We start from the raw sequence: 26,031 nt of genomic DNA, 5'->3' as shown, positions 1-26,031 counted from the left end.
GCAGGTGATGAGGTACCTTCTTTTTTCTCTATTTTAACATGATTTTGTACGATTCGTTATGGTGATTACTTCGTCTTAATAAATTCAGAAAGCTCATCCACTGAAACTTCGGCAGATTCACCGGTTTTGCGGATTTTCACTTCTACGATGCCTTCGTCGGCACGTTTTCCGACAGTGATGCGGATCGGAAGGCCGATCAGATCAGAATCAGCAAACTTCACGCCTGCGCGCTCAGCACGGTCATCGTATAATACCTCATAACCTTCCGCCTGGAATTTACCGTAAAGCTGTTCAGCAAGCTCTTTTTGCGCTTCGTTTTTCATATTCAGCGCCAAAATATGAAGATCATACGGAGCAACGCTCTTCGGCCAGATCAAGCCTTTTTCGTCGTGATGCTGTTCAGCGATGGCTGAAAGCGTTCTGGACACGCCGATTCCGTAACATCCCATCAGCATCGGCTGCGCACGCCCGTTTTCATCAAGGTATGTCGCATTCATCGCTTCAGAGTAACGCGTGCCTAGTTTAAAGACTTGTCCGACCTCAATCCCTTCAGCGAAACGGATCGTGCCTTTTCCGTCAGGTGACGGATCGCCTTCCTGAATGATTCGAAGATCGGCATACGCTTTTACAGACGCGTCACGTTCGATGTTTACGTTTCGGTAATGACGGTCTTTTTCATTCGCGCCGCAAACGGCGTTTACCATTACTTTCACGGCTTGGTCGGCATAAATCTCAATGTCGCCGGCAGCGCCGATCGGCCCCGCAAATCCCGGCTCCGTGCCAAGTTTCTCCGCTACTTCTTCATGAGACGCAAGCTCAACCACTTCCGCGTTCAGAAGGTTTTTCACTTTCACGTCATTGACCTCATGATCGCCTCTTACTAACACGAGAACAAATCGGTCATCCGCTTTAAACAGCATTGATTTGATGCAGGCGCTCGGCTCGATCTGCAAGAACGAAGCGAGCTCTTCAATGCTTTTGACATTCGGCGTATCAATTTTCTCCAATGCCTCGGGTGTTTCATCTGACGGCTCGCTGTTCATGACAACTTCCGCCATTTCCGTATTGGCTGCGTAAGAGGATCCATCGGAATAAGCGATGGTATCTTCCCCTATTTCAGAAAGAGCCATAAATTCATGCGTGTCTTTTCCGCCCATCGCGCCCGAGTCGGCAATAACGGGACGGACGTTTAATTCACAGCGTGCGAAAATGCTGCTGTATGCGCCGTACATGTTTTGGTACGTTTCCTCCAGACTTTCTTCAGAAGCATGGAAAGAATACGCATCTTTCATGATGAATTCGCGTCCGCGCAATAAACCGAAACGCGGGCGTTTTTCATCTCTGAATTTAGACTGGATCTGGTAAAGAGTGAGCGGCAGACGCTTATAAGATTTCACCTCATCGCGCACGAGAGAAGTAATGACTTCTTCATGTGTCGCTCCTAAAGCAAATTCACGGCCGTGGCGGTCTTTCAGACGCATTAATTCAGGTCCGTACGTATACCATCTGCCTGATTCCTGCCATGTTTCAGCCTGCTGAAGGGCCGGCATCAGCATTTCCACCGCGTTGATTTTTTCCATTTCTTCACGCACGATCTTCTGAATGTTTTGAATGACCCTGTAAGCCAGGGGCATGTAGCTGTAAACCCCGCTCGTATTTTGTCTGATAAATCCCGCTCTCAGCAGAAGCTTATGGCTTTTTGCTTCAGCATCAGCCGGCACTTCTCTCAGGGTCGGAATAAGCGTCAAACTTTGTCTCATGTCTTCGCACCTCTGATTTTTTACTAGTCAATTATAAGAATAAACGCTGGATATCGTTCCATGTGACAACCAGCATAAGAAGCATTAAGAAAGCTACGCCGATAAATACGACAAATGCTTCCTTGTCACGGTTTATCGGCTTGCCGCGGATTGCTTCAATGAATAAAAACAGCAGCCGTCCGCCGTCAAGCGCCGGTATCGGCAGCAGGTTGACGATTCCCAGGTTGATGCTTAAAAACGCCGCAAACTGGAATAGGTTGATAATACCGGTTTTTGCAACTTGATCCGTCATATCATAAATGCCGACAGGACCCGAAAGCATATCAAGCTTAAACTGGCCTGTCACAAGTTTGCTCAGATTGGTCAGGATCGCTTTTGTAACATCAACGGTAGATGTCGCGCCGTAAGCAATCGCTGCAAGCGCGCCTTTTTCAGTCGGCGCATAAGAGCCGAAGCGGCCGATTGTTTTTTTATTTTCATCTTTTACAGCTTCAGGTGTAACCGAGATATGAAACGATTTGCCGTCCCGTTTGACGGCGACATCGATTTTTTTCCCGGGATTTTCTTTTACCGCTGTCACGATGTCGGTCCATGACCTCATTTTTTCACCGTTAATGCTCTGGATATAGTCGCCTTCTTTTAAACCGGCAGCAGCTGCGCGTCCATTGTCTGTCAGCTTCCCGAGCTCAGGCTGATTTGAAGGCACGCCTTGAATGAATCCGAGCATGACGAGAATGACATACGCTAAGATGAAGTTCATTATCGGACCGGCAGCAATCGCCTTAATCCGCTTCCATACGGGTTTAGACCCGAATTGTCGATTGTAAGGCGCAATCTGCACTTCTTCTCCGTCTACGATAAAAAAAGAGGTCTGACTGACAGTAAAGCCCGCCAGTTCATCTTCTTTCCCCTGCTCGTACCCGGTAATCTTCATTTCGTGCTCAAGATCAGCCGTCTCCACCTCGATAATTAAAGCGTCGGGATATTTTTCCTTTTGATTAATGATGACTTTTTCCACTTCGTCATCTTTATTAAAAAGAAGCCCGACGGTATAACCGGGTTTGACTTCAATCATCTCCGGGTCTTCACCGGCCATGCGGACGAACCCCCCGACCGGAAGGAGTCTGATTGTATACACGGTTTCATTCTTTTTAAATGAAAAGATTTTAGGGCCGAAGCCGATCGCAAATTCACGGCAAAGGATTCCCGCTCTTTGGGCGAGCAATAAATGCCCGAGCTCATGGAAAAAAACGAGCGTTCCGAAAATAATAATAAACGCGATAACTGTATTCACGAACATACCACCTTATGTGAGTATTGAATTAACGTATCCCCGGGTGTCTTTGTCCACTTCTTGGATATCCGCAAGACTCGGATCCTGAATTACGCTGTGGCGGTCCAATGCTTTTTCAATCAGGTCCTCAATCGATAAGAATGAAATCCGTCCGGCAAGAAAAGCGGCAACGGCTTCTTCGTTGGCCGCATTTAAAACCGTCGGCATCGTTCCCCCTATTTTACCTGATTCAAAGGCAAATTGTAAGCAGCGGAACCTTTCAAAGTCAGCTTTCGCAAAATGAAGGCTTCCGATCTCCCATAATTCAAGCCTTTTTGTTTCAGGCAGAGGCAGCCGGTCCGGATATGTCAGCGCGTATTGAATCGGCACCCTCATGTCCGGATTTCCGAGCTGGGCGATGACGCTCTTGTCGTGAAATTCAACCATCGAATGAATGATGCTCTCTTTATGTAATACAACGGCAATCTGTTCATACGGAATGTCAAACAGCCAATGCGCTTCAATGACTTCAAGCCCTTTATTCATCATTGTAGCCGAGTCAATCGTAATCTTTGTGCCCATCGACCAGTTCGGGTGATTAAGGGCGTCGGCAATCGTTACAGACTCAAGCTCCTGCCGCGTTTTATCTCTGAAACTGCCGCCGGAAGCCGTAATGATCAGGCGCTCGATATTTTTGCTCTGTTCGCCTTGCAGCGCCTGAAAAATAGCGGAATGTTCGCTGTCGACCGGAAGAAGAGGAACGCCGTATCGTTTTGCGTGTCCTTTCACTATATGCCCGGCAGTGACGAGAGTTTCCTTATTTGCAAGCGCAATTGTTTTTTTCTGTTCAATCGCTTTCAAAGTCGGGATTAAACCGACGCTTCCAAGCAGCGCATTGACCACGATATCCACTTCGTCCATGACTGCCGCTTCAATCAGGCCTTCTTCCCCGATGCCGATTTGACATTCATGAGAAAAAGACGCTTCTTTCACTTTTTGATATGTATCCATGTCGCCGACTGCTACATATTTCGGCTGAAACGTTCTGATCAACGGGATCGCTTTCTCGGCGTTTTTACCGAAAGTCATCGAGACGAGACGGAACTGATCTTGATGCATGCGCAATACGTCTAACGTCTGCTCCCCGATTGATCCTGTTGCTCCTAAAAGACAAATATTCTTCAAAATGCCACTCCCATTCTATGCGTCCAGATCGGTCTTATTTTCATATTAGCCTTTCTCATGAAAAAAGCGCAAGCAGAAAGTATAAGAACGGCATGACAAACAAAAAGCTGTCAAATCGGTCTAAAATGCCGCCGTGCCCGGGAAGGATTTTCCCCGAATCCTTCACATCATAGTGCCGCTTAAGCGCTGATTCAACCAAATCCCCGATCTGTCCGAACACAGACAGAACAAGCGTGATGACCAAAAGAACCGGGTATGAAATCGGAAGGTGCGCAAACAGCTGAAAAACAGCCGTAAAAATAAGGGCGATGACAATACCGCCGAGAAACCCTTCCACCGTTTTGTTGGGACTGATTTCGGGCCACAGCTTCCGCTTCCCGAGCGACTTTCCGACGAAATATGCGCCTGAGTCCGTTGACCATATGACAACGCAGGCATAAAAGATATACAAAAGCCCGTTTGTTTCAATGTTTCTGATTTCAATAAAATAATGAAAACACAGTCCGATATATACCGTCGCGAGAACGATAAACCCGACTTCGTCAAACGTAAAGGTGTTTTTCACGAGCACCGTATAGCTGAGCAGAATCAATACGGCGAAAATCGTTACTTCCATTTTCGCATCGAAAAAATGATATTTGTCCGGCATCATATACAGCCATAACAACAAGAGGCTGATCAGACCCGGAAAAGAAAAAAATCTGAGCTTTTTCATCCGCAAAAGCTCAAAAAGTGCTATACTTCCCATCACGTAAACAAATACGGTGAACGGCAATCCTCCGAAAATAACCAAAAATAAAAATAGTGCCGCTGCCAGAACACCTGTTAACAATCGTTGTTTCATTTCCACCATCCTCTAAATTCCGCCAAACCTCCGGCCCCGCTGCTGAAATTCTCCCACTGCCTGCAGAAAGTGATCTTCTTTAAAATCGGGCCACAGGACATCTGTAAAAACAAATTCACTGTAAGCCACCTGCCAAAGCATAAAGTTGCTCAGTCTGATTTCTCCGCTCGTTCTGATGAGCAGCTCCGGGTCTTGGATTGATTCTGTCATTAAATGCCCGGAAAAGAGCGCTTCATCAATGTCTTCGATATTCAGCGTGCCGCTTTTCACCTGTTCGGCCAGTGCTTTTGCCGCATTGACGATTTCCGTGCGTCCGCCGTAGTTCAAAGCGAAATTGAGAATCAGCCCGTCATTTTGTTCTGTATCTTTTACGGCCTTCTCAATCGCCCTGTACGTATGAGAAGGGAGCGCGGATTCATCTCCGATAATTTTCACCTGTACATTTTCCTCTATCAATTCAGGAAGATACGTATTCAGGAACTCTTCCGGAAGCTTCATCAAAAAGTCGACTTCCATCTTCGGGCGCTTCCAATTCTCAGTTGAAAACGCATAAAGAGTCAGAACTTTAACGCCGAGCTGATTTGCGAGCTTTGTCACCCTTTTTACCACTTTCATTCCTTCATGATGTCCGGCAATCCGCGGGAGTGAGCGCTTCTTCGCCCAGCGTCCGTTTCCGTCCATAATAATGGCAATGTGTGCGGGAATTTCACCCTTCAGTATGTCTTCTTTTGTATACCGTTCTAAGTTGGAAGCCGCATTCTGCTGATTCTTCCAATTTTTGAGTATGTTGAGCATGAGATTCCTCCGTCACCCAAAAAGGTTGCGTTGCTGATGATCAATGTAATCAACAGTATTAACAAAAAAACCCCCTGTAAACATGAGAGGGTCTTTTCACATTATCTATTGTACATAGTTTTTCATTAAACTTCCATGATTTCTTTTTCTTTGTCCTTCGTGACACTGTCAATTTTTGACACATATTCATCTGTCAGCTTTTGAACGTCTTCACTGGAAGCACGAAGCTCGTCTTCTGTAATGTCCCCGTTTTTCTCAAGTTTTTTGAGGTCGTCGTTGCTGTCACGGCGGACATTACGGACTGCTACTTTCGCTTCTTCCGCGTATTTTTTCACGACTTTGACAAGTTCTTTACGTCTTTCTTCCGTCAGAGCCGGGATCGCGATGCGGATAATTGTTCCGTCACTTGTCGGAGTTACGCCAAGATCAGCTTTCAGGATCGCTTTTTCAATATCGCCGATTGCCGTTTTGTCATACGGTGTGACAACAAGCATACGCGCTTCAGGCACATTGATGGAAGACAGCTGGTTTAAAGGTGTTTGGGCACCGTAGTATTCTACTGTCACTTTATCCAATAGAGATGGGTTGGCACGTCCCGCGCGGACTGACGCCAATTCACGTGAATAAGCGGCAACCGCTTTTTCCATGCGTTCTTTTGTTTGTGTTAATACTTCGTTTGACAACGTTATTTCCCCCTTACGATCGTTCCGATTGATTCGCCGATTACGGCACGCTTAATATTTCCTTCTTCCATAATAGAAAAGACGATCAGCGGAATATCATTATCCATACATAGTGAAGAAGCCGTAGAATCCATGACTTCCAGCCCGTCTTTTAACACATCGAGATAAGATAATTTTTCGTATTTAACGGCTGACTCATCTTTTCTCGGATCGGCATTATACACACCGTCGACATTATTTTTCGCCATTAAAATCACATCCGCTTCGATTTCAGCGGCACGCAGCGCTGCGGTTGTGTCCGTAGAGAAATAAGGGTTTCCTGTTCCCGCGGCAAAAATCACAACGCGTTTTTTCTCCAGGTGGCGGATGGCTTTTCTTCTGATGTAAGGCTCAGCGACCTGACGCATTTCAATTGATGTCTGCACTCTGGACTGAATTCCGAGCGTTTCCAGGCTGTCCTGCAGGGCAAGTGAGTTCATGACAGTAGCAAGCATGCCCATATAATCGGCCGTCGCACGGTCCATTCCTAAGTCACTGCCTGTTTTTCCGCGCCATAAGTTGCCGCCGCCTACAACTACGGCCACTTCGACGTCAAGCTCAGCGATTTCTTTTACCTGTTTAGCGATGGATTGGATAACAGTCGGATTAATGCCGTTTCCCTGCTCTCCTGCCAATGCTTCTCCGCTAAGCTTTAAAACGATACGATTGTATTTTGGTTTTTCCATAATAACCTCCAAGTGTAAACATTGCCGTTTCCTATTATGCAAGAGAAAAAAAGGTTTGTAAATATAGTTTTAAAAATAGGGAACACAAGTAGTGTCCCCTATACTGCCTGAAAAGCCGCGAAAGATTCGCCAAGGCTTTCCGCCATTATTTTTTCACTTGGTTCATAACTTCTTCAGCAAAGTTTTCTTGGCGTTTTTCAATACCTTCTCCAACTTCGTAGCGGACGTAAGTTTTAACAGATGCGTTTTTCGCAGCCACAACTTGTTTCACTTTTTCGTCTGGGTTTTTAACGAAAGCTTGGTCTAATAAGCAAATTTCTTCGAAGAATTTGTTCAGACGGCCTTCAACCATTTTAGCTACGATGTTTTCCGGTTTGCCTTCTTGAAGAGCTTGTTGAGTCAGGATCTGACGCTCATGGTTTGCTTCTTCTTCAGACACTTGGTCGCGGGAAATATAACGAGGATTTACCGCTGCAACATGCATCGCGATGTCTTTTGCAAGATCTTCGTCAGTTGTTCCGCTAAGAACGGATAATACGCCGATGCGGCCTCCCATGTGAAGGTAAGCACCGAACGCTTCGCTGTCTTCTTTTGTAAGAACAGCAAAACGGCGAAGAGTGATTTTCTCTCCGATTTTAGCAACGTTGCTTGTGATGTATTCTTCAACAGTAGAACCGTTTTCCATCTTTTGGCCCATCGCTTCTTCAAGATCAGCAGGAGCGTTTGCAAGAAGGTGGTCAGCAAGCGTGTTCAGAAGCTCTTTGAAGCCTTCGTTTTTCGCAACGAAATCAGTTTCAGAGTTTACTTCTAAGATAACGCCTTTGTTGCCGTCAGTTTTAATAAGAGTAGAACCTTCAGCAGCGATACGGTCAGCTTTTTTAGCCGCTTTCGCAATTCCTTTTTCTCTCAGAAGGTCGATTGCTTTGTCCATATCTCCGTCAGTTTCAGTCAATGCTTTTTTACAGTCCATCATACCAGCGCCTGTTTTTTGACGCAGTTCTTTTACCTGCTGTGCAGTAATAGCCATTTGAATTCCTCCTTATATGTGTAAACAAGATATGTATAGATACATTTTTCTTGAAAAAAGGTGATAAAAGGCAGTCCCTCTTATCACCTTTTGATTAGGTTACGCAGTTGTCGTTTCTGTTTCAGGTGCAGTCTCTTCAGCAGCTTCCGCTTCTTCTTCGCCTTGCTTCGCTTCAAGAATAGCATCTGCCATTTTAGAAGTAAGAAGTTTGACAGCGCGGATTGCGTCATCGTTTGCAGGGATTACGACATCAATTTCATCAGGATCACAGTTTGTATCTACGATTCCGATGATAGGAATGTTCAATTTGCGAGCTTCCGCAACAGCGATGCGCTCTTTGCGAGGATCGATGATGAATAATGCATCAGGAAGATCCTTCATGTCTTTAATTCCGCCGAGGAATTTTTCAAGACGCTCTAATTCTTTTTTCAATTGAACAACTTCTTTTTTCGGAAGTACTTCAAATGTACCGTTTTCTTGCATTTTCTCGATGTCTTTCAGACGCTTAATGCGTTTTTGGATTGTTTCGAAGTTTGTCAGTGTACCGCCCAACCAGCGTTGGTTGACATAGTACATGCCAGAGCGTACAGCTTCTTCTTTAACAGAATCCTGAGCTTGTTTTTTTGTGCCGACGAAAAGGATTTTTCCGCCTTCAGCAGCAAGGTTTTTCGTGAAGTTGTAAGCTTCCTCTACTTTTTTCACTGTTTTTTGAAGGTCAATGATGTAGATTCCGTTACGCTCCGTGAAAATGTAACGCTTCATTTTTGGGTTCCAGCGGCGTGTTTGGTGGCCGAAGTGAACACCAGCTTCAAGCAATTGTTTCATAGAAATAACTGACATGTGATTTCCTCCTAATAAAATGGTTTTTTTCCTCCGCTTAGGTCATTTTTGTGCAGAACTGCCGTTTGCAGCACCCTCTGCATAAATCGTTAAGCGTGTGTATTTAACACCAAGACATAATATAACACAGCTTTATGCGACAATCAAGAATCCTTTACAGCTTTGCCGCGAAATTTTAAAAACAGCTCGATTTCTGTCTTTCCGCTCTGCATCCGTTTGGCGATTTCCGCGGGGGTGAGCCCTTGTTCATATAATTCTGAAACACGTTCTTCAAACGAATGCGCGCCGCTGTTTTCATCACTTTCAGCCCGTTCCGTTGCACTGATGAGCTTTTCCATGTGGTCCGGAATATCAGGCTCTTTTTTCGGTTCCGGCCGGGGTTCGGCGTCTTCTGCGTCAGGCGCTTGATCATTCCGGCTTTTTGTGTCTTCGAGTCTTTCATTTTCTTCTTTCAGCTCAAGCAGAAACGCTGCAAGGGTGTTTTCCGTCTCTTCAAGAATCTTCTTCTGCTGGCGCTCCGTCTCCTTGAGGGCTGAAAACCTCGTGTACAAAATAATGACGGCATAAAGCAGTACGCCGTGAAGCACAAAGCTTAAAAGCCATAATAGTGTTGACATGTTTTTCACTCGCTAACCATGAGTTCATTATTGAATTACTTTTTCAAGCAGGTGCTTTAATTTAAACAGCGCCTTTGAATGAATCTGTGAAATCCGCGACGTCGAAAGGTTCAGGACTTGTCCGATTTCGGTCAAAGTCAGTTCTTCTTTATAGAATAAACTGACGACAAGCTGCTCTTTTTCAGAGAGCTCGTGAATTTTGCCCGCAAGCTGAGCGATCAGCTCATCCTTCATGATTTTTTCTTCCGGCGGCACATTTTTGTCATCTCTGATCATCACTTGAATATTCTCACCGTCATCCTGGTCGTGAAGCTTTTCATCAATTGATAAGAGATTGGCAAAAAAACCTTCATTCATCGTTGATACTACGTCCTGCTCCGTCATCCCCAGCTCTTCTGCGATCTCTGAAGGCGTCACATTCCGAAGGTAGCGCTGTTCAAGTTTTTCGATTGCCGCTTCGACTTTTTTTGTCTTCTCCCGTGAAGTTCTGGGCAGCCAATCTTCTTTACGCAGCCCGTCGATGATTGCACCGCGAATTCTAAACGAGGCATAGGTATCAAATTTTAAATCCCGGCCGGGGTCAAATTTTTCCAGGGCATCATATAAACCAAGCATACCAAGGCTCATTAGATCGTCTTTATGCACCGATTTCGGCAGTCCGACGGAAATTCTGCCGACATGATATGTGACCAGCGGCATGTAACGGCGCATTAAATCATCACCGGCTTTAGGATCTTTCCACTCTTTCCAGCGCGACCAAAGCACCTGATCTTCATAATTCAAGGATTGCATTGTTATCCCCCTACCTCATACCTTTATTAAATCGTTGTTTCACCTTGTTTAACAGTTCGAATGTGCAGCATGCAGGATTTTGGCTCAAATTCAATCGTCCGGCCGCTTGAGCCGCCCGTATCTTCACTGATGACCGGAATGTTATACAATGAAAGCTGCTCTTTGATAGCCGCTACATTCCTCGGACCGATTTTCATCAGGTCGTTTGTCATTTTAAACTTAAACATCTCCGCTCCCCCGGCGAGTTTTGCCTTCAGGGCAAACTTGCGGCAGCCGGCTTTCAAAAGCATATCAATTGTCATCTTAACGGCGGTGTCCGCGTATTTTGCACGGTTGAGCTCCGCCGTTTTTGATAAACCGGAGTCCGGCAGCATGACGTGAACGAGTCCTGCCGTTTGTTTGTCTTTATCGTATAAAACCAGCCCCACGCATGAACCGAGTCCCGAGGTTCGGATTTTATCCGGGTAACGCGCGACTTGAACATCCGCAATCCCCACTTTAACGACTGCGGCTTCCGCACGGCTCATAAAGCCGCACCCAATGAGACGAAGAGCTTTTCAAAAGAATCATAGTCCGGGAGCATAAACATATGGGCTTTGAGCTCCTGCCGACTGCCCTGGTCAAAAATAGAAGTATCCACGACAATGGCATGCTCTCCGACTTGGCTGAGCTCCATCAGTCCTTCACTGATAACCGCGCCGAACATATCAAGTGAGATTTCCGGCACGCTCGGGTAAATCTCAAGCTTTGTCAAATCAGCCAATGCCGTTAAATAGGAGCCTGCTAAAATATTGCCGAACTCATGTAAAGCAGAAGAACTCAAATGATCTTCACCCAACTGGTCAATATCAAAATCCGGATTTCCGATCAGCTCTCTGATAAACTGTTCCGCTTGATCAAAAGGCATGATGAGAAAGATAGAACCGGTCATGTCGCCTTCCATTCTTAAAAAGATACTGGCGACCGGCGTTTCAGCCCCGCCGAAAAAATCAGCGAGCTCATCAAATGTCAATAAAGTCGCAAACGGCACTTCCATGTCTATCTTTCTGTTCAGCAGCTGAGCCATGGCAGAAGCCGAGTGACCCGCCCCGATATTTCCGACTTCCCGCAAAATATCCATCTGCTCTTCTTTGATCGCTTCAAACTTACTCATGTTGTCTTTTCCCCTTTAAGCATTCGGCTCTCCGGACGCAGATGCCGAAGCACCTTTATCCAGCACCGCATGCGCATCGATAATATTGAGGAGCCTGTTATCTTGCTTGACGATCTGTTTAATCCACACATCCGTTTCCTTTGTCTGGCTTTCAGGCGCGGATTCAATTTCATTTTCATGCACGGTGATGACGTCATTGGCCTCATCCACGACCCATCCGACATCGGCGTCACGGTAAGAAATGATGATAATCCGTGTCTCTTCTGTGATGTCCTGTTCAGGCTGGTTCAGACGTTTTCTTAAATCAAGAACCGGGGTAATCACTCCGCGCAGATTGATAACGCCGCGGATATAAGATTCCACACCCGGGATCCTCGTCGGTTTTTGCCACTTTTCAATTGATTTCACCTGGGAAACTGAGATAGCGTATTCTTTCCCGTTTATCATAAACACAATCATTTTTTCACCTGTTTTGATTTCAGCAGTCATGCGGGCACCTCCTCGTGTCGTTTTAGTAGATCAGCGCATTGCAATCAATAATCAGCGCCACTTCTCCGTTTCCGAGAATCGTAGCGCCGGAAATCGCAAAGACGTTCGTCAAATAGTCGCCGAGTGATTTCAGTACGACTTCCTGCTGTCCGATAAAAGAGTCCACGACAAAAGCAGTGGATTTATCGCCCTTTTTCACGACGATTACATGGAACTGATCGGCATCCTGTTTTGAATCCGTAATGCCGAATTCTTTTTTCAGATAGACGATCGGAACGATTTGGCCTCTGAAATCAATCACTTCTCTGTCATGCGTCTGCAGGATATCTTTCTTATCAATAACAGCCGTCTCTATAATAGAAGAAATCGGTATCGCAAACGTCTCTTCTTCCAGTTTAATGAGAAGAACGGATATAATTGAAAGTGTCAGCGGAAGCTGGATACTGAAAAGAGAACCTTGGCCTTCCGCGGATTTGACACTGACAGAGCCGCCGAGTGATTCGAGTTTATTTTTTACGACATCCAGACCGACGCCCCGACCTGAAATGTCAGAAATTTGATCGGCAGTCGAGAAGCCAGGAGCAAAAATAAGCTCGTAAATCTCATTATCTTCAAGCGTTTCAGCATCACGTTCGGTGATTACACTCCGCTCGAGCGCTTTTTCAAGAATTTTCTTTCTGTTCAGGCCGGCCCCGTCATCTTCAACCTCAATAAAGACATGATTGCCGCTGTGATATGCCTTAAGCACGACATGACCCGATTCCGGTTTTCCTTTATTCACCCGCACTTCAGGCGATTCAATGCCGTGATCGATGCTGTTTCTGATTAAATGCACAAGCGGATCGCCGATTTCATCAATCACCGTGCGGTCCAGCTCCGTTTCAGCTCCTATGATGGACAATTCGATTTTCTTGTTTAATTCCTTTTGAAGCTGGCGGATCATTCTCGGGAAACGGTTAAAGACGGTTTCTACCGGCACCATCCGCATATTAAGAATAATAGACTGAAGGTCGCCCGAAATTCTGGTCAGGCGTTCAACGGTTTCAGTCAGCTCATTGTGGTCAAGCTCTTTGGCGATCTGCTCAAGACGTCCGCGGTCAATGACAAGTTCTTCAAAAAGATTCATTGAAGAATCCAGTCTTTCAATGTTGACACGAATCGTTTTCGAGCCGCTGTGATGCTTCGGCTGTTCTTCCGTTTTCGCTTGCGGCTTCGGCGTTTTTTCAGCCTTTTTAACCGGAGTTTCCTTCACCGGTTCAGCCGTTTGCGGTTTTTCGGCCGTTTTTAACGGCGCACCGGCAGAAATTTCGACTTTCTCCACTTCTGAAATGCCGCTGATGAGTTCTTTAATTTCTTCAGCAGGCTGCTTTGTCAAGAAACACACCTGAAAATCCGTTCCGAAATCTTCCGTCTCAAGTACTTCCGCGGCGGGTATCGTTTTTGCGACTTCCCCGGCTTCATTCAGCTTTTCAAATATCATGTACACGCGCACGGCTTTGAGCATGCAGCTTTCATTCAGGGAAACCGTTATTTCATAGCGGCTGAATCCTTGCTCTTCCGCCTCTTCAATAACAGTCCGTTCGAACTCATCATAATTCCATTCAGTTGAAGTCTGTTGTTTTGAAGCCGGCGGTTCTGCTGTTTCGGCTGAAGCCGCAGTCTCATGCACCGCATTTACGTCGAGCTTCGCACTTACTTCAGAAATATCACGTTTGCCGTCTCCTCCGTCAATAATGGACTGCACCATCTCTTCAAGATGATCAAGCGCTTCAAACAGCACGTCCAGCCAATCCGATGTAACGGGCATTTCTCCGTTGCGGATGGCGTCCAGCACATTTTCCATCAGGTGGGTTAAATGCGCCAGATCTGTATATCCCATCGTTGCGCTCATGCCTTTCAGCGTATGGGCAGCTCTGAAGATGTCATGCACAAGCTGAAGGTCTGCCGGATCTTTTTCCAACAGCAGCAGCTTTTCGTTACATGTCTGTAAGTGCTCTTTACTTTCATCAATAAAGACATCTAAATATTGATTCATATCCAATTGATTCACACCCTCTCTTTTTTCACACATCCAGTGATGGATGCCGCGATATCTTCCACATGTTTAATCTCATGAATGAGGCCCGCCTTTATCGCTGACTTCGGCATTCCGAACACAACACAGGATTCGTCCGATTCCGCAATCGTTTTAACGCCGCCTGTTCTGAGCATTTCTTTTACGCCTTCGGTTCCGTCGCTGCCCATGCCTGTCATAATGACGGCTACCTTTTCGTAATCGGATAAGCGGCTTGCCGACCGAAACAAATAATCGGCTGACGGTTTATGCCGGCTTTCCGTATCATGAACGTCAAGAATGATGCAGAGCCTTCCGCCTTCCTCTGCAACCGTCATATTTTTTCCGCCGGGCGCGATGTACACCCATCCGTCTTTCGCTTCTTCACCGTTTTCCGCTTCTTTGACCTGAATATCTGACAAATGGTTGAGTCTGTCTGCAAGTGAAGCGGTGAAGCCTTCAGGCATGTGCTGAACGACAAATACAGGCGCCTTTAAATCCTTCGGCAGTTTCGGAATCACCTTTTGCAGGGCACGCGGTCCGCCTGTAGAGGTCGCGATGAATACGGCCTGCTTGGCGGATTTTGCTTTCGGTCTTTCAAATCCCGCCAAAGCCGGACGTTCCGGGATAGAAGGCTCTTTCACTGCCGCCTCAGGTTTTTGTGCGCGGGACAGCCCGGCTGCAATCACTCTCTCAATCAGCTGCTCTTTAATTTTATAAAGATCAAGTGAAATCGATCCGGAAGGCTTGGTGATAAAATCAAAAGCGCCCATTTCCAGGCAGTTGATCGTTCGGTCCTTCCCTTGCTGTGTCTGGCTCGATACCATGATGACGGGAAGTTTATATATGCTGATGATCTTCCGTAATGTATCCGTTCCGTTCATGACCGGCATTTCAATATCAAGCGTGACAACATCCGGTTTGAGAAGCTCTATTTTCTTCAGCGCCTCTTCCCCGTTTCTGGCTGTCCCGATGACTTCTATCTGCACTTCCGCAGCCAGAAAATCGGTAATCATCTTTCTCATAAAAGCTGAGTCATCAACGACAAGCACACGAATCACTGTAAAGTCCTCCTCAATAAAAAAGAAGATAATCTCTCAATAAATGCCGGTTTCTCTTCTCTTGGTTTGTTTTCTTCCGTTTGAAACAAGACATCCGTCAGAAGACGGACGGACCTGCTGGCTTTTGCTTGAGGACTTTTTATTAAAAAAGGCACCTGGTCAATGACGGCTTGACTTACTAGCGGATCATCGGGTATGGAGCCGGCGAAACGCACCTCCGCGCCTAAAAACGTGTGAATCGCATGAGAAAGGCGGTTGTACGTGTCCAGCGCCTGTTTTTGGGCACGGGCGCGATTGACGGCAATGTTTACGGTCAGCCGTTCATCCGCGAGCAATAGATGTTTGATCGCGCTGTAGGCATCCATAATGGCCGTCGGCTCAGGCGTTGTCACGGCGAGAATGTCTTCCGCCGATAAAATAAACGGCAGCTGTTCTTTTGAAAGTCCCGCTCCCATATCAAACAGAACGTAATCAAAATCGCTTAATACAGCGGAAAGACCATTCATAAAAGCCGACCACTTCTCTCTGTCTGCTTGATAGATCGCCTCAAGCCCCGTTCCTCCGGATATGTAGCGAAGGCCTTTCGGACCGGAGGAAAGTGATTGAGCCAACGCGTGCCGATTCTCCATCACATCAATAATGGTGCGGGAAGAAGCAGCGCCGATCAGCACATCAATGTTGCCCATTCCGATGTCAAGATCAATGATGAGTGCTTTTTTTCCTTTTTCCTGCAGGGCAACTGCCATGTTTAATGTTAAATTAGATTTTCCGACGCCGCCTTTACCGCTGATGACGGCTAATGTCTTCGCTTTTTTCTCATAAAGCTCCGGCTTGATCATTTGCCGCTCTCTCATTTTCCTTCTTAATGACTCTGCCTGATCGGGTTTCATGCCAAAAGCATCCTTACAAACTCTTTTGGTGAAGCCGATAGGATGTCTTCAGGCACATCCTGTCCATTTGTCAAATAGGCGGCGCCGATTCTTGATTCCGACAGCACTTGAAACACGGAGCCGAGTGAGGCGGTTTCATCCGTTTTCGTGAAAATGAATTGATTGACCGGCACACCGGAAAACTGTTTCAGCACCTGTTTCATATCTTCATATTTTGCAGATGCCGATAATACGAGAAAGGATTGTAATCCTGATTCAAACGGAATCATCTCTTGTAATTCCGTAATATACTGCTCTTCTTTAAAGTTTCTGCCGGCTGTATCAATGAAAACATGGTCGTATTCAGCGAATTTTTCCAGTGCCTTCAGACATTCTTCCTTTGAATAGCATACTTCAAGAGGAGCCTGAAGCAGCTCCGCATATGTCTTCAGCTGCTCGACCGCGGCAATCCGGTAAGTATCCGTCGTCATAAAGGCAATTTTTTTATGCTCTGTCAGCATTGATGAGGCCGCGAGTTTCGCAAGTGTAGTCGTTTTGCCGGCCCCGGTTGAACCGAAAAGCACGACGTATTTTGATTGAATCCCTTCCTGCCACCTGTCTGCCGAAGGGAGTTTTTTCACTAACAAATCCTGCAGTTTTGAGCTGACATTATCTTCAGTTAAATCTCCGGAAACAATTGAAGAACTGAGCAATTCACTGAGTACGGCGTTTTGCGTATGATCAGGAAGCCCGGCTTGCTTCAATAGTCTCTCGGCTTTTTTTAATGGTTCAGGGAGCACTTCTTTCAAATGCGCAAGTTCGCCGGAAATACTTTGATCCGGAAGACGCGGCGGCTGAACAGGCTCAGCTTTCTCCGCCGTTTCCGTCTTTTTCATTTCTCCAGCGGCAGCCGGCGGCGTTTTTCTCGCTTCCCTGACGTCACGATCTAAAACCGCTATCACTTCGACGGCCTGCTGCGACCGCAGCCCCAGCCATTTTCGTTTCTTTACTTGTTTGGAATGTAAAATAACGGCATCATTGCCGAGTTCCTTTTTGATTTGCTTCGCGGCATCCTGCATTGAAGCGGCTGTGAATTTTTTTATTTTCATTAAATATCCACCACTCCAATGCTCTGTACTTCAACATTTGCTTCCAGCTCATTATAAGAAAGAACCGGAAGATCAGGGAAATACCGTTCTAACAGCTGTTTTACATACATTCTGACAGCAGGCGAGCAAAGAAGAATCGCTGACTCCTGACGGATGGAAAGCTGCTCGGCCTCTTTAGCGACAGAACGGATGATGCTGTCTGAAACCTCAGGGTCGAGTGACAGGTAATTGCCCTGTTCAGTCTGCTGTACCCCGTCTGCAATCGCTTTTTCCACCCGGCCTGAGCATGTGATGACCTTCAGCGTTTCATGCTCTCTCGCATATTGTGCCGTGATTTGTTTGGCAAGCGACTGTCTCGCGTATTCTGTCAAAAGGTCTGAATCTGTCGTTAATCTTCCGTAATCGGCAAGAGTTTCAAAAATGGTCACCAAGTTTCTGATTGAAACTTTTTCTCTCAGCAATTTGGCAAGCACCTTTTGAATATCGCCGACAGAAAGAGGGTTTGGCGTGACTTCCTCAACAAGCACAGGGTAATTTTCCTTCAGATGATCGATCAGCTGCTTTGTTTCCTGTCTGCCGACCAGTTCATGAGCATGCTGCTTAATTTTTTCTGTAATATGCGTAGATACGACTGACGCCGGATCAACAACTGTATACCCCAGCATGTCCGCTTCATCTTTTGCAGCTTCGCTGATCCATTTTGCGGGAAGTCCGAACGACGGTTCAATCGTTTCAATGCCTTCAATGACGTCATCTTCAGGCGTCGGTGACATCGCTAAGTAATGATCTAGCAGGAGCTCTCCTTTAGCGACTTCATTGCCTTTAATTTTCAATCTGTATTCATTCGGCTGGAGTGCGATATTATCCCTGATGCGCACAACCGGAATGACAAGTCCCAATTCAAGCGCAAGCTGACGTCTGATCATGACGATGCGGTCAAGAAGATCACCGCCCTGCCCCGCGTCTGCAAGCGGCACGAGTCCGTATCCGAACTCAAATTCAATCGGATCAATATGTAAAAGCTGCACAACGCTTTCCGGGCTTTTCAGTTCATCCGCCTGAGCCTCTTCTTCAAGAATTTCTTCCTCTTCTTCGCTCGGCTTATCCGCTTTGGACAGCATATAAGCGCCGAATGCAAGCAGACCGGCGATCGGCCCCGTCAGCAGAATGCCGATCGGTGTAAGAAGACCGAGCAAAAGTACAGTTCCCGCGGCTACATACAAGAGCTTCGGATAAGCAAACAGCTGGCCTGTAATATCGTGACCGAGGTTTCCTTCAGATGCCGCTCTCGTCACGACAATCCCCGTAGCCGTTGAAATGAGCAAGGCCGGCATTTGAGAAACGATACCGTCACCGACCGTCAGCATTGTAAAGTGAGACGCAGCTTCTTGTATGCTCATCCCCTGCTGCAGCATGCCGATTACGATTCCGAAAATAATATTGATCATCACGATGATGATCCCCGCGATGGCATCCCCTTTGACGAATTTGCTCGCACCGTCCATGGCGCCGTAAAAATCCGCTTCCCGGGCGACTTTTTCACGTCTGTGCTTTGCATCCTGCTCCGTAATCATGCCGGCATTTAAATCCGCGTCAATACTCATTTGCTTTCCGGGCATCGCATCGAGCGTAAATCTCGCCGCCACTTCCGATACCCGCTCGGCGCCTTTTGTAATGACGATAAACTGAATAATAATCAAGATAATGAAGACAACAAGCCCTACCAGCACATTTCCGCCGACAACGAAATTCCCGAATGTCTCAACAACCTTTCCCCCTTCTCCGTGAGAAAGAATCGAACGTGTCGTCGACACATTGAGCGCAAGCCGAAACAGCGTCAATAACAGCAGCAATGACGGGAATATCGAGAATTGCAGCGGTTCTTGCATATTCATTGTGGTGAGAAGCACGATCAACGCAAGAGAGATATTAATGATGATCAAAATACTTAACAACCATGGAGGGAATGGAATCACCAGCATTGCCACAATGAGGACAACACTTATTAAAACCGATAAATCTCTTGTTGACATGCTGTTTTTCTCTCCTTTTGAATCTGAAATTCACTATACTTTTTGTTTCGTTTTATATACATAAGCCAAAATTTCCGCAATGACTTTGAAAAACTCTTCCGGCACAGCCTGGTCAATGTCAACCTGATCATATAACGCACGCGCGAGCGGCCTGTTTTCAATCGTCATGACATCGTGTTCTTTGGCGATCTGCCTGATTTTTAATGCGAGATGGTCGACCCCTTTGGCAACAATGTAAGGGGCGTCCATTTTCTTTTCATCATATTTTAAAGCAATCGCATAATGGGTCGGGTTGGTAATGATGACATCCGCTTTCGGCACTTCCTGCATCATCCGCCTCATCGCCATTTCCCGCTGCTTCTGCTTAATTTTAGACTTGATAATCGGATCACCCTCCGATTTTTTGTATTCATCTTTTATATCCTGCTTTGACATTCTGATATTTTTCTCATAGTCAAAACGCTGATATAAGTAATCAAGCCCGGCCAGCAGCATTAAAGCCCCTGATCCCGCAAGCCCCATCCAAAGCGTGAGCTTAGAAACGAAAGTGAGCACTTCCGCAGGCGTTAAAAGCGGAAGGCGGAGAATATCGCCATAATGCAGCCAGAGCACCATAAAGGCGGCAAAACCGACCACAGTAATCTTCAAAATGGATTTGACCAGTTCAACAATCGCCCTCATGCTGTAAATCCGCTTAAATCCTTTCAGCGGGCTGAGCTTATTCAAGTCAGGCTTGAGGACTTCCGCAGAAAACAGAAAACCCACCTGCATGTAATTGCTCACGACACCTGCCACAAGCGCGACCAGCATTATCGGCGCGAGAATGAGGCTGATATCTTTTACCGTATCCACGAACAGTTCATGCACGGCAGATGCTGACAGATGTAATGATATCGATTTCGTATAAAACGTTTTAATAAAGGACAGCAGCCTGTCCCGCATATAAGGACCGAGCGCGATCAGCGAAAGAAAGATAATCAGTAAAGAAACGGCTGTATTCACATCCGTACTTTTCGCGACCTGTCCTTTCTTTCTTGTATCCTTCCGTTTTTTCGGAGTGGCTTTCTCCGTTTTTTCACCGGCAAAGAATTGCAGATTCAGTCTGAGTCTCATCATGTCACACCGACCAATGCCAATAGATTCCGCATGGTTTCAACGGTAAGGCTGAAGATGTTGCGGACGACGACAAACATCACCGCCATACAAACGATCAGCATAATAAAGCTCACGGCTATTTTCAGAGGAAGCCCGACAACGAAAACATTCAGCTGCGGCACCGTTCTCGCCACAATACCGAGCGCCAAATCAACTAAAAACAGACTGGCCACAACCGGCGCAGACATTTGAAAAGCGATAATGAACATGGCATTGAAGCTTTTTGCGATAAAAAGTCCAAAGTGATCATTTCCAAACGACGGAAATGCCTGATCAAGCGGAATATACTGAAAGCTGTAATAAATCCCGTCCAATAAAAGATAATGGGCGTTTACGCTGAGCATAAATAACAGCGCCAGCGTATAAACGAATTGTCCGATCAGCGGGCTTTGCGTTCCTGATTGCGGATCAATAACATTGGCGATGGAAAAGCCCATCTGAAAATCAATAAAGGAACCCGCTATCTGAATGGCTGTCATCATCATGAAAGCAATCAGCCCGAGGCTCAAGCCCACAACGGCCTCTTTTATGACAAGCAGCATATACTGTTCCCCTATTTCTATTTCCGGCGCATGTTTCAGCGTGCTGAAGCAGATCACCGAAAGAAAAAAAGCAAAGCCGATCCGGTGAACCGCCGGCAGATTCCGATGTCCGAACACCGGCACCGTTACAAAAAAAGCAGAGATTCTGATAAAGACCAATAAAAAAGCGGGAAATAAATCAATGATGGAATTCATTTGATTCTACCCTGCAAATCGGTTCAGATGAGAGAACAGATCAGTTGTGAACGAAAGAATCGTCGACAGCATCCAAGGACCGAAAAAGATCAGTCCAAGCATCACCGCCACGATTTTCGGAATGAACGCTAGCGTCTGTTCCTGGATTTGAGTTGTCGCTTGAAAGATACTGACGAGCAAACCGACGATCAGCGCGATCGCAAGCAGCGGCCCGCTGATCATTAGTGTTACATATACGGCTTTTTCCGCCATGGAAATTACAAATTCTGAACTCACAATTAGCACCTACCCTAAAAGCTGTCAAGCAAAGATTTCACGATTAAATACCATCCATCGACCAAAACGAAAAGCAATATTTTAAAGGGCAGAGAGATCATAACCGGCGGAAGCATCATCATTCCCATTGACATTAAGACGCTCGCCACGACCATATCGATAATTAAAAACGGAATAAAAATCATAAAGCCCATTTGAAAAGCGGTTTTGAGTTCTGATATCGCATAAGCGGGCACCATCGTCGTCAAAGGAATATCCTGAATCGATTCAGGTTTTTTCATTTTGGCATAGTTCATAAACAGCGCCAGATCCTTCTGCCTTGTATGCTTGCTCATATACTCTTTAATCGGCTTCTCGGCTTTTGTATATGCTTCATCGAGACTGATTTTGTTGTCCATCAGCGGCGTTAAGGCTTCCTTATTAATCTCTGAAAAAGTCGGCGCCATAATAAAAAACGTCAAGAACAGCGCAAGGCCGATTAAAACCTGGTTCGGAGGCATGTTCTGCGTCGCCAGTGAGGTTCTCACAAAAGACAGAACGATGACGATTCTCGTAAAGCAGGTCATCAAAATCAGAATCCCCGGCGCTACTGAAAAGACAGTCAAAAGCAGCAGTAATTTAACAGTGGAGCTGACTTCGGTCGGACTGCTTGAATTAAAAAGATTAATGAATTCATTCATGATGATAAGGGCCTTTCTTCTTTCCTTCAGAACGGCTTTGTTTCAGCTCGTTCAGCTGTTCTTTCAGCGCTTTTGAAAACGACGGAAGCATCGTTTGCGGCTTTTTTTCTCCATCCTTACGCGGATTTACGAGCTTGGTCCATTCCACTTTTGAAGACATCGACTCTTCGTATTGGCTCAGAATCGCCTCGCGCTCTTTTTCATCTTCAATTTCTTTTAAAAGCTGTATCGTTTCGCCCACACCGACTACGAGAACGCTGTTTCCCACTTTAATCAGCTGCACGGAACGATTTTGGCCGACTGACGTTCCGCCGATATTTTCTACATATTGAAACGGCTTCAGCAGACGGTTTCTTCTATTCATCAGTTTGACAAATCCATAGATCAGCAGAATGACGAAAATTAACGCCCCGATCATCTTTACAAAATCAAAAGCGGAGACAGAAGATGCAGAAGCATCCCCTATCTCTTGATCAGCCGTTTGTTTCGATGTATCGCTTTTTTTCTCTGTTTTGTTTGTTGATTGTTTGTCAAACCATTCGTTGACGGTGGAATTGTCAGACTCCGCCGCAAAAGCAGGGAACGGATGTACATTGAGTAAAACGAAACAACAAATCAAAGCTAGTAAACCATGACTCTTTTTCAACAGTCGTACACCCTTTAGCTTAATGTTTTATTAATGGCTTCAAGCACGCGGTCCGCTTGGAATGGTTTCACGATAAAGTCTTTTGCGCCGGCTTGAATGGCGTCAATAACCATTGACTGCTGGCCCATAGCCGAACACATGATGATTTTCGCCTGCGGATCGATCTGTTTAATTTCCTTTAGAGCTGTAATCCCGTCCATTTCAGGCATTGTAATATCCATTGTCACTAGGTCGGGGGAATGCTCTTTGAATTTTTCGACTGCCTGCGCTCCGTCTGAAGCTTCAGCTACAACGTCAAAACCGTTCTTCACTAAAATATCCTTGATCATCATTCTCATAAATGCTGCATCGTCTACAATTAAAATTCTGTGTGCCATAATCTGTTTCTCTCCTCTATGTTCGCTTATTTTAAATTGTTAAGGCGGTCTGCCTGACTTAAAATATCAGTGACTCTCACGCCGAAGTTTTCTTCTATGACAACGACCTCGCCCTTTGCCACGATCCGCTGGTTGACCAGGATGTCAACAGGTTCACCAGCCAGCTTGTCAAGCTCAATAATGCTTCCCGCAGAAAGTTCAAGGATTTCTTTGACGCTTCTCTTCGTTCTGCCGAGCTCAACCGTAACGGAAAGCGGAATATCCATCAGCATATCAAGGTTATTCCTTGATCCTTGCGCCGCTTCGTTATGATCAAACGCCTGGAATTCTACCGGAGCGACTTGAACAGGTGCAGCTTTTTTTGCGGTTCCCTGTCTCTTCGGAAGCTCGGGTTTTGCCTGCGGCTCCGGCTGCATGGCAGGTTCCGGCTCCGGCGTTTCGTATGTTTCCTGTGGTTCTGAGACGGTTTCTGCGGCCTCTGACTCATGCTGGTCTGCAGTCATCAGTTCTGCGATCAGATCTTTCGCAAACGTAATCGGATAAAGCTGCATGATGCTCGAATCGATTAATTCACCGACTTTCAGACGGAATGACACTTTTACGAGCAGGTCATCCTCAGGTATTCTGTCGGTCCCTTTTTCTTCCGTCACATCCAGAAGTTCAACCCTTGGCGGAGAAATGTCAATCTTTTTACTGAATACGGTCGACATTGACGTAGCAGCCGAGCCCATCATTTGATTCATTGCTTCCTGCACGGCGCTCAGGTGGATTTCACCGAGTGACGGATCGGCGCCCCGGCCGTCTCCGCCGATCATCAAATCCGCGATGATGGCCGCGTCGCTTTGTTCGACGACGAGCAAATTGCTGCCGTCAAAGCCTTCTGTGTAGTTCACTTCAATGGCAACATACGGATGAGGAAATTCATCACTGATTTTGCTTTTTGAAATGACGGTCACACTCGGCGTCGTAATGTCCACTTTTTGATTTAAAAGAGTGGACAGCGCCGTAGCCGAGCTGCCGAACGAAATATTCCCGATTTCTCCGATCGCATCGCGCTCAAGTTCAGACAAGTTCGCCCCTTGAGGCTGTTCTGTATCCTCTGACTGACTGCTTGTGCCGTTAAGAAGAGCATCGATTTCATCTTGAGATAATCTATTGTTCATCTTGTTCACCTCTTATGTCGTGATCTAAAATTTGCACTGCCTGTCTTCGATTCACCCGGCCGGCCTGCCCTAAAAACTTCGGTTTGTTTCCGACCAATACAGTAAGAGGATCAGTCACTGATTTGTCCAGAGTTATACAGTCCCCGACTTCCAAACTTAAAAATTCTTCTATTGTCAGTTCAGAAGCGCCCAAGAGAGCCACAACGGGAATTTGAGCCGTCATGATGCGCTTTTCAAGCAGCTTCGTTTCTTCGGGCTTCGCTTCATTCCGGTCTGATTGCATCCAATAATGTACGGAAAGCTTAGGGATAATCGGCTCAAGTACGACATGGGGAATACAAAGATTAATGACACCGCTGATTTCACCTATCTGTGTATTGAGAGAAATGACAACGACTGTTTCATTTGGGGAAACCATCTGTACAAACTGAGGATTCACTTCAAATTCAGTCATTTCAGGGTCAATATCAGCAATCGATTGCCAAGCTTCTTTGTAGTTGCCCAGTGCATTTTCAAATAAGTTAGAAATAATATTCGTTTCAATTTCCGTAAGGCTGTCAGCTTTGTTATGAGTGATGCCGATGCCTCCCATGACGCGGTCCAGCATTGCGTATGCGATGGTGGGATTAACCTCCATCATAATTCTGCCTTCCATCGGATGAACATCGAATAAATTTAAAATCGTCATGTTCGGTATGGAACGGATAAATTCTTCATACGGCACCTGGTCAACTGAGCTGACGGATATATGAATATACGTTCTGAGCTTGGCGGAAAAGTGTGTTGTGAGAAGCCTCGCAAAGTTATCATGTATCCGGGTTAAACTGCGTATCTGATCTTTCGAGAATCTGAGAGCCCGTTTAAAATCATATACCTTTACTTTTTTCTCTTTAACTTCCTTTTTCAGCTCTTCCGCATCCGCCTCACCCGTGGAAATGGCGGAAAGCAGTGCGTCTATTTCATTTTGGGAGAGAACTTCTCCTGACATTTTCTTCACCTCCGTATTCTGTCAAATTTGTTTTTATTGCAGATTAAAGGAGGTAATGTACACTTTCTGAACTTTTCCTTCTTGGAGATAGCTGTTTACTTTCTCTTTTAATGATTGTTTAAACGCTTCTCTTCCTTTATCTCCCTCAATCTCTCCGGCGCTTGTGTCAGCTAAAATGGAAATGATGTTGTCTTTCACCTGAAAATCGCGTTTTTCAAGTTCTTCCTTCGCTTTAGCCGAGTCGGTTTCAAGCTTGATGCCGATACGGATGATGCTGTCAGACTTTAAGTTTGTCGTGATATCGTCGACAGACACAGTGGCTGCAACGACTTCGTCAATTGTCGGCTTTTTATCTTTGCCGGAATGTCCGCTGACGACAAAATATGCTGCCGTTCCGAGGCCGGCAATGACAACTAAAATAATCAGCAAAATGATGACTAATTTTTTCTTCATTCTTCTTCCTCTATTCCCTGATCCAGTGAAAATATTTGTATGCTATGGTAAAACGATATGACTTTTTTGAGAACTGCTTCTTCCGGTTCTTTCACTACGAACTTTTTGCCGTTGGACAGTGTAATCGTCGTGTCGGGGAAGCACTCAATCTGTTCGATAAACAGCGCGTTCAGCGTAAAAGGCTGGCCGTTTAAACGGGTGACTTGAATCATGCAATCCGGAGAAGCGGCCTAACCGCCTCTCCTCCC

Annotated in this window: 29 protein-coding genes; all 29 read right to left on the bottom strand. The window is 46.0% G+C overall.

Features of this window, described 5'->3' with window-relative positions; translation table 11 throughout:
* Nucleotides 1-65: 65 nt before the first annotated feature.
* The 29 genes from proS to G9F48_RS03800 all read right to left on the bottom strand — a co-directional run bounded on the left by proS (nucleotide 66) and on the right by G9F48_RS03800 (nucleotide 25,995).
* Nucleotides 66-1,760 (bottom strand): proline--tRNA ligase, encoded by a 1,695-nt coding sequence (gene proS / locus G9F48_RS03940; protein WP_003154202.1) that lies wholly within the window; start codon nucleotides 1,758-1,760, stop codon nucleotides 66-68.
* A gap of 31 nt (nucleotides 1,761-1,791) precedes the next feature.
* Nucleotides 1,792-3,060, bottom strand: coding sequence for an RIP metalloprotease RseP (gene rseP / locus G9F48_RS03935; protein WP_007611459.1), 1,269 nt, complete (start codon nucleotides 3,058-3,060; stop codon nucleotides 1,792-1,794).
* A gap of 6 nt (nucleotides 3,061-3,066) precedes the next feature.
* Nucleotides 3,067-4,218 (bottom strand): 1-deoxy-D-xylulose-5-phosphate reductoisomerase, encoded by a 1,152-nt coding sequence (gene dxr, locus G9F48_RS03930; protein ID WP_165409048.1) that lies wholly within the window; start codon nucleotides 4,216-4,218, stop codon nucleotides 3,067-3,069.
* A 55-nt stretch (nucleotides 4,219-4,273) separates the two neighbouring features.
* Complete coding sequence (locus tag G9F48_RS03925) at nucleotides 4,274-5,071, bottom strand: phosphatidate cytidylyltransferase (RefSeq protein WP_007409796.1); 798 nt, start codon at nucleotides 5,069-5,071, stop codon at nucleotides 4,274-4,276.
* A 3-nt stretch (nucleotides 5,072-5,074) separates the two neighbouring features.
* A complete protein-coding gene (locus tag G9F48_RS03920) occupies nucleotides 5,075-5,857 on the bottom strand; it encodes an isoprenyl transferase (protein ID WP_003154211.1) in 783 nt (260 codons plus the stop codon).
* A gap of 125 nt (nucleotides 5,858-5,982) precedes the next feature.
* The gene (gene frr / locus G9F48_RS03915) at nucleotides 5,983-6,540 is read right to left on the bottom strand and encodes a ribosome recycling factor (protein WP_003154212.1); all 558 of its coding nucleotides are present in this window, start codon (nucleotides 6,538-6,540) and stop codon (nucleotides 5,983-5,985) included.
* A gap of 2 nt (nucleotides 6,541-6,542) precedes the next feature.
* Nucleotides 6,543-7,265: a UMP kinase gene (gene pyrH / locus G9F48_RS03910; protein ID WP_003154213.1), complete on the bottom strand. Its 723-nt coding sequence runs from the start codon at nucleotides 7,263-7,265 to the stop codon at nucleotides 6,543-6,545.
* Between the two features lie 145 nt (nucleotides 7,266-7,410).
* Nucleotides 7,411-8,292, bottom strand: coding sequence for a translation elongation factor Ts (gene tsf / locus G9F48_RS03905; RefSeq protein WP_003154214.1), 882 nt, complete (start codon nucleotides 8,290-8,292; stop codon nucleotides 7,411-7,413).
* 99 nt (nucleotides 8,293-8,391) lie between these two features.
* Nucleotides 8,392-9,132, bottom strand: coding sequence for a 30S ribosomal protein S2 (gene rpsB / locus G9F48_RS03900; protein WP_003154215.1), 741 nt, complete (start codon nucleotides 9,130-9,132; stop codon nucleotides 8,392-8,394).
* A gap of 143 nt (nucleotides 9,133-9,275) precedes the next feature.
* Nucleotides 9,276-9,749 (bottom strand): DUF6115 domain-containing protein, encoded by a 474-nt coding sequence (locus G9F48_RS03895; RefSeq protein ID WP_156735037.1) that lies wholly within the window; start codon nucleotides 9,747-9,749, stop codon nucleotides 9,276-9,278.
* A 27-nt stretch (nucleotides 9,750-9,776) separates the two neighbouring features.
* Nucleotides 9,777-10,541, bottom strand: coding sequence for an RNA polymerase sigma-28 factor SigD (sigD, locus tag G9F48_RS03890; RefSeq protein ID WP_003154217.1), 765 nt, complete (start codon nucleotides 10,539-10,541; stop codon nucleotides 9,777-9,779).
* Between the two features lie 26 nt (nucleotides 10,542-10,567).
* Nucleotides 10,568-11,068, bottom strand: a complete 501-nt coding sequence (cheD, locus tag G9F48_RS03885) for a chemoreceptor glutamine deamidase CheD (protein ID WP_003154219.1) — start codon at nucleotides 11,066-11,068, stop codon at nucleotides 10,568-10,570.
* Nucleotides 11,065-11,694, bottom strand: a complete 630-nt coding sequence (gene cheC, locus G9F48_RS03880) for a CheY-P phosphatase CheC (protein ID WP_014417781.1) — start codon at nucleotides 11,692-11,694, stop codon at nucleotides 11,065-11,067. The genes cheD and cheC overlap by 4 nt, the downstream gene beginning before the upstream one ends.
* 15 nt (nucleotides 11,695-11,709) lie before the next feature.
* A complete protein-coding gene (gene cheW, locus G9F48_RS03875) occupies nucleotides 11,710-12,183 on the bottom strand; it encodes a chemotaxis protein CheW (protein ID WP_032874920.1) in 474 nt (157 codons plus the stop codon).
* Nucleotides 12,184-12,205: 22 nt separating this feature from the next.
* Complete coding sequence (cheA, locus tag G9F48_RS03870; RefSeq protein WP_156735039.1) at nucleotides 12,206-14,224, bottom strand: chemotaxis protein CheA; 2,019 nt, start codon at nucleotides 14,222-14,224, stop codon at nucleotides 12,206-12,208.
* Between the two features lie 5 nt (nucleotides 14,225-14,229).
* Nucleotides 14,230-15,297 (bottom strand): protein-glutamate methylesterase/protein-glutamine glutaminase, encoded by a 1,068-nt coding sequence (locus G9F48_RS03865; RefSeq protein WP_156735040.1) that lies wholly within the window; start codon nucleotides 15,295-15,297, stop codon nucleotides 14,230-14,232.
* Nucleotides 15,294-16,187, bottom strand: coding sequence for a MinD/ParA family protein (locus tag G9F48_RS03860; RefSeq protein ID WP_020955825.1), 894 nt, complete (start codon nucleotides 16,185-16,187; stop codon nucleotides 15,294-15,296). Before G9F48_RS03860 ends, G9F48_RS03865 begins: the two co-directional genes overlap by 4 nt.
* Nucleotides 16,184-17,275 (bottom strand): flagellar biosynthesis protein FlhF, encoded by a 1,092-nt coding sequence (gene flhF, locus G9F48_RS03855; RefSeq protein ID WP_065180270.1) that lies wholly within the window; start codon nucleotides 17,273-17,275, stop codon nucleotides 16,184-16,186. Before flhF ends, G9F48_RS03860 begins: the two co-directional genes overlap by 4 nt.
* Nucleotides 17,275-19,308, bottom strand: coding sequence for a flagellar biosynthesis protein FlhA (flhA, locus tag G9F48_RS03850; protein ID WP_003154231.1), 2,034 nt, complete (start codon nucleotides 19,306-19,308; stop codon nucleotides 17,275-17,277). Before flhA ends, flhF begins: the two co-directional genes overlap by 1 nt.
* 33 nt (nucleotides 19,309-19,341) lie before the next feature.
* Nucleotides 19,342-20,421: a flagellar biosynthesis protein FlhB gene (flhB, locus tag G9F48_RS03845; protein ID WP_007409787.1), complete on the bottom strand. Its 1,080-nt coding sequence runs from the start codon at nucleotides 20,419-20,421 to the stop codon at nucleotides 19,342-19,344.
* Complete coding sequence (fliR, locus tag G9F48_RS03840) at nucleotides 20,421-21,200, bottom strand: flagellar biosynthetic protein FliR (protein WP_003154233.1); 780 nt, start codon at nucleotides 21,198-21,200, stop codon at nucleotides 20,421-20,423. Before fliR ends, flhB begins: the two co-directional genes overlap by 1 nt.
* Nucleotides 21,201-21,206: 6 nt before the next feature.
* A complete protein-coding gene (fliQ, locus tag G9F48_RS03835) occupies nucleotides 21,207-21,476 on the bottom strand; it encodes a flagellar biosynthesis protein FliQ (RefSeq protein WP_003154234.1) in 270 nt (89 codons plus the stop codon).
* 14 nt (nucleotides 21,477-21,490) lie between these two features.
* Nucleotides 21,491-22,156 carry a flagellar type III secretion system pore protein FliP gene (fliP, locus tag G9F48_RS03830; protein WP_007409786.1) on the bottom strand — a complete coding sequence of 222 codons (666 nt, stop codon included), beginning with the start codon at nucleotides 22,154-22,156 and terminating at the stop codon, nucleotides 21,491-21,493.
* Entirely contained in the window at nucleotides 22,149-22,802 is a 654-nt protein-coding gene (fliZ, locus tag G9F48_RS03825; protein ID WP_165409047.1) for a flagella biosynthesis regulatory protein FliZ, read from the bottom strand. The genes fliP and fliZ overlap by 8 nt, the downstream gene beginning before the upstream one ends.
* A 14-nt stretch (nucleotides 22,803-22,816) precedes the next feature.
* Entirely contained in the window at nucleotides 22,817-23,179 is a 363-nt protein-coding gene (gene cheY / locus G9F48_RS03820) for a chemotaxis protein CheY (RefSeq protein WP_003154238.1), read from the bottom strand.
* A gap of 26 nt (nucleotides 23,180-23,205) precedes the next feature.
* Nucleotides 23,206-24,342: a flagellar motor switch phosphatase FliY gene (gene fliY / locus G9F48_RS03815; RefSeq protein ID WP_165409046.1), complete on the bottom strand. Its 1,137-nt coding sequence runs from the start codon at nucleotides 24,340-24,342 to the stop codon at nucleotides 23,206-23,208.
* Nucleotides 24,332-25,330, bottom strand: a complete 999-nt coding sequence (gene fliM / locus G9F48_RS03810; protein ID WP_003154240.1) for a flagellar motor switch protein FliM — start codon at nucleotides 25,328-25,330, stop codon at nucleotides 24,332-24,334. The genes fliY and fliM overlap by 11 nt, the downstream gene beginning before the upstream one ends.
* 33 nt (nucleotides 25,331-25,363) lie before the next feature.
* The gene (gene fliL / locus G9F48_RS03805; RefSeq protein WP_014305005.1) at nucleotides 25,364-25,783 is read right to left on the bottom strand and encodes a flagellar basal body-associated protein FliL; all 420 of its coding nucleotides are present in this window, start codon (nucleotides 25,781-25,783) and stop codon (nucleotides 25,364-25,366) included.
* A complete protein-coding gene (locus G9F48_RS03800; RefSeq protein ID WP_003154243.1) occupies nucleotides 25,780-25,995 on the bottom strand; it encodes a flagellar FlbD family protein in 216 nt (71 codons plus the stop codon). Before G9F48_RS03800 ends, fliL begins: the two co-directional genes overlap by 4 nt.
* Nucleotides 25,996-26,031 lie beyond the last annotated feature (36 nt).

The sequence above is a fragment of the Bacillus sp. EKM420B genome, assembly GCF_011065565.1.
Classification (GTDB): Bacteria; Bacillota; Bacilli; order Bacillales; family Bacillaceae; genus Bacillus; species Bacillus velezensis.
The sequence above is the reverse complement of the archived record's forward strand: the minus strand, read 5'-3'. Positions and strand labels throughout refer to the sequence as shown.

Excerpts from the sequence above, each read along its gene's own strand:
- fliP (WP_007409786.1), bottom strand. The coding sequence starts at position 22,156 with ATGAATGAATTCATTAATCTTTTTAATTCAAGCAGTCCGACCGAAGTC.
- G9F48_RS03860 (WP_020955825.1), bottom strand. The coding sequence starts at position 16,187 with ATGAAACCCGATCAGGCAGAGTCATTAAGAAGGAAAATGAGAGAGCGG.
- G9F48_RS03895 (WP_156735037.1), bottom strand. The coding sequence starts at position 9,749 with ATGTCAACACTATTATGGCTTTTAAGCTTTGTGCTTCACGGCGTACTG.
- fliR (WP_003154233.1), bottom strand. The coding sequence starts at position 21,200 with ATGAATTCCATCATTGATTTATTTCCCGCTTTTTTATTGGTCTTTATC.
- sigD (WP_003154217.1), bottom strand. The coding sequence starts at position 10,541 with ATGCAATCCTTGAATTATGAAGATCAGGTGCTTTGGTCGCGCTGGAAA.
- cheD (WP_003154219.1), bottom strand. The coding sequence starts at position 11,068 with ATGAGCCGTGCGGAAGCCGCAGTCGTTAAAGTGGGGATTGCGGATGTT.
- cheW (WP_032874920.1), bottom strand. The coding sequence starts at position 12,183 with ATGACTGCTGAAATCAAAACAGGTGAAAAAATGATTGTGTTTATGATA.
- fliY (WP_165409046.1), bottom strand. The coding sequence starts at position 24,342 with ATGAACAATAGATTATCTCAAGATGAAATCGATGCTCTTCTTAACGGC.
- rpsB (WP_003154215.1), bottom strand. The coding sequence starts at position 9,132 with ATGTCAGTTATTTCTATGAAACAATTGCTTGAAGCTGGTGTTCACTTC.
- tsf (WP_003154214.1), bottom strand. The coding sequence starts at position 8,292 with ATGGCTATTACTGCACAGCAGGTAAAAGAACTGCGTCAAAAAACAGGC.
- pyrH (WP_003154213.1), bottom strand. The coding sequence starts at position 7,265 with ATGGAAAAACCAAAATACAATCGTATCGTTTTAAAGCTTAGCGGAGAA.
- rseP (WP_007611459.1), bottom strand. The coding sequence starts at position 3,060 with ATGTTCGTGAATACAGTTATCGCGTTTATTATTATTTTCGGAACGCTC.
- proS (WP_003154202.1), bottom strand. The coding sequence starts at position 1,760 with ATGAGACAAAGTTTGACGCTTATTCCGACCCTGAGAGAAGTGCCGGCT.
- flhA (WP_003154231.1), bottom strand. The coding sequence starts at position 19,308 with ATGTCAACAAGAGATTTATCGGTTTTAATAAGTGTTGTCCTCATTGTG.
- fliM (WP_003154240.1), bottom strand. The coding sequence starts at position 25,330 with ATGTCAGGAGAAGTTCTCTCCCAAAATGAAATAGACGCACTGCTTTCC.
- flhB (WP_007409787.1), bottom strand. The coding sequence starts at position 20,421 with ATGAGACTCAGACTGAATCTGCAATTCTTTGCCGGTGAAAAAACGGAG.
- flhF (WP_065180270.1), bottom strand. The coding sequence starts at position 17,275 with ATGAAAATAAAAAAATTCACAGCCGCTTCAATGCAGGATGCCGCGAAG.
- G9F48_RS03925 (WP_007409796.1), bottom strand. The coding sequence starts at position 5,071 with ATGGTGGAAATGAAACAACGATTGTTAACAGGTGTTCTGGCAGCGGCA.
- G9F48_RS03800 (WP_003154243.1), bottom strand. The coding sequence starts at position 25,995 with ATGATTCAAGTCACCCGTTTAAACGGCCAGCCTTTTACGCTGAACGCG.
- fliL (WP_014305005.1), bottom strand. The coding sequence starts at position 25,783 with ATGAAGAAAAAATTAGTCATCATTTTGCTGATTATTTTAGTTGTCATT.
- cheC (WP_014417781.1), bottom strand. The coding sequence starts at position 11,694 with ATGAGTAAGTTTGAAGCGATCAAAGAAGAGCAGATGGATATTTTGCGG.
- G9F48_RS03920 (WP_003154211.1), bottom strand. The coding sequence starts at position 5,857 with ATGCTCAACATACTCAAAAATTGGAAGAATCAGCAGAATGCGGCTTCC.
- cheY (WP_003154238.1), bottom strand. The coding sequence starts at position 23,179 with ATGGCACACAGAATTTTAATTGTAGACGATGCAGCATTTATGAGAATG.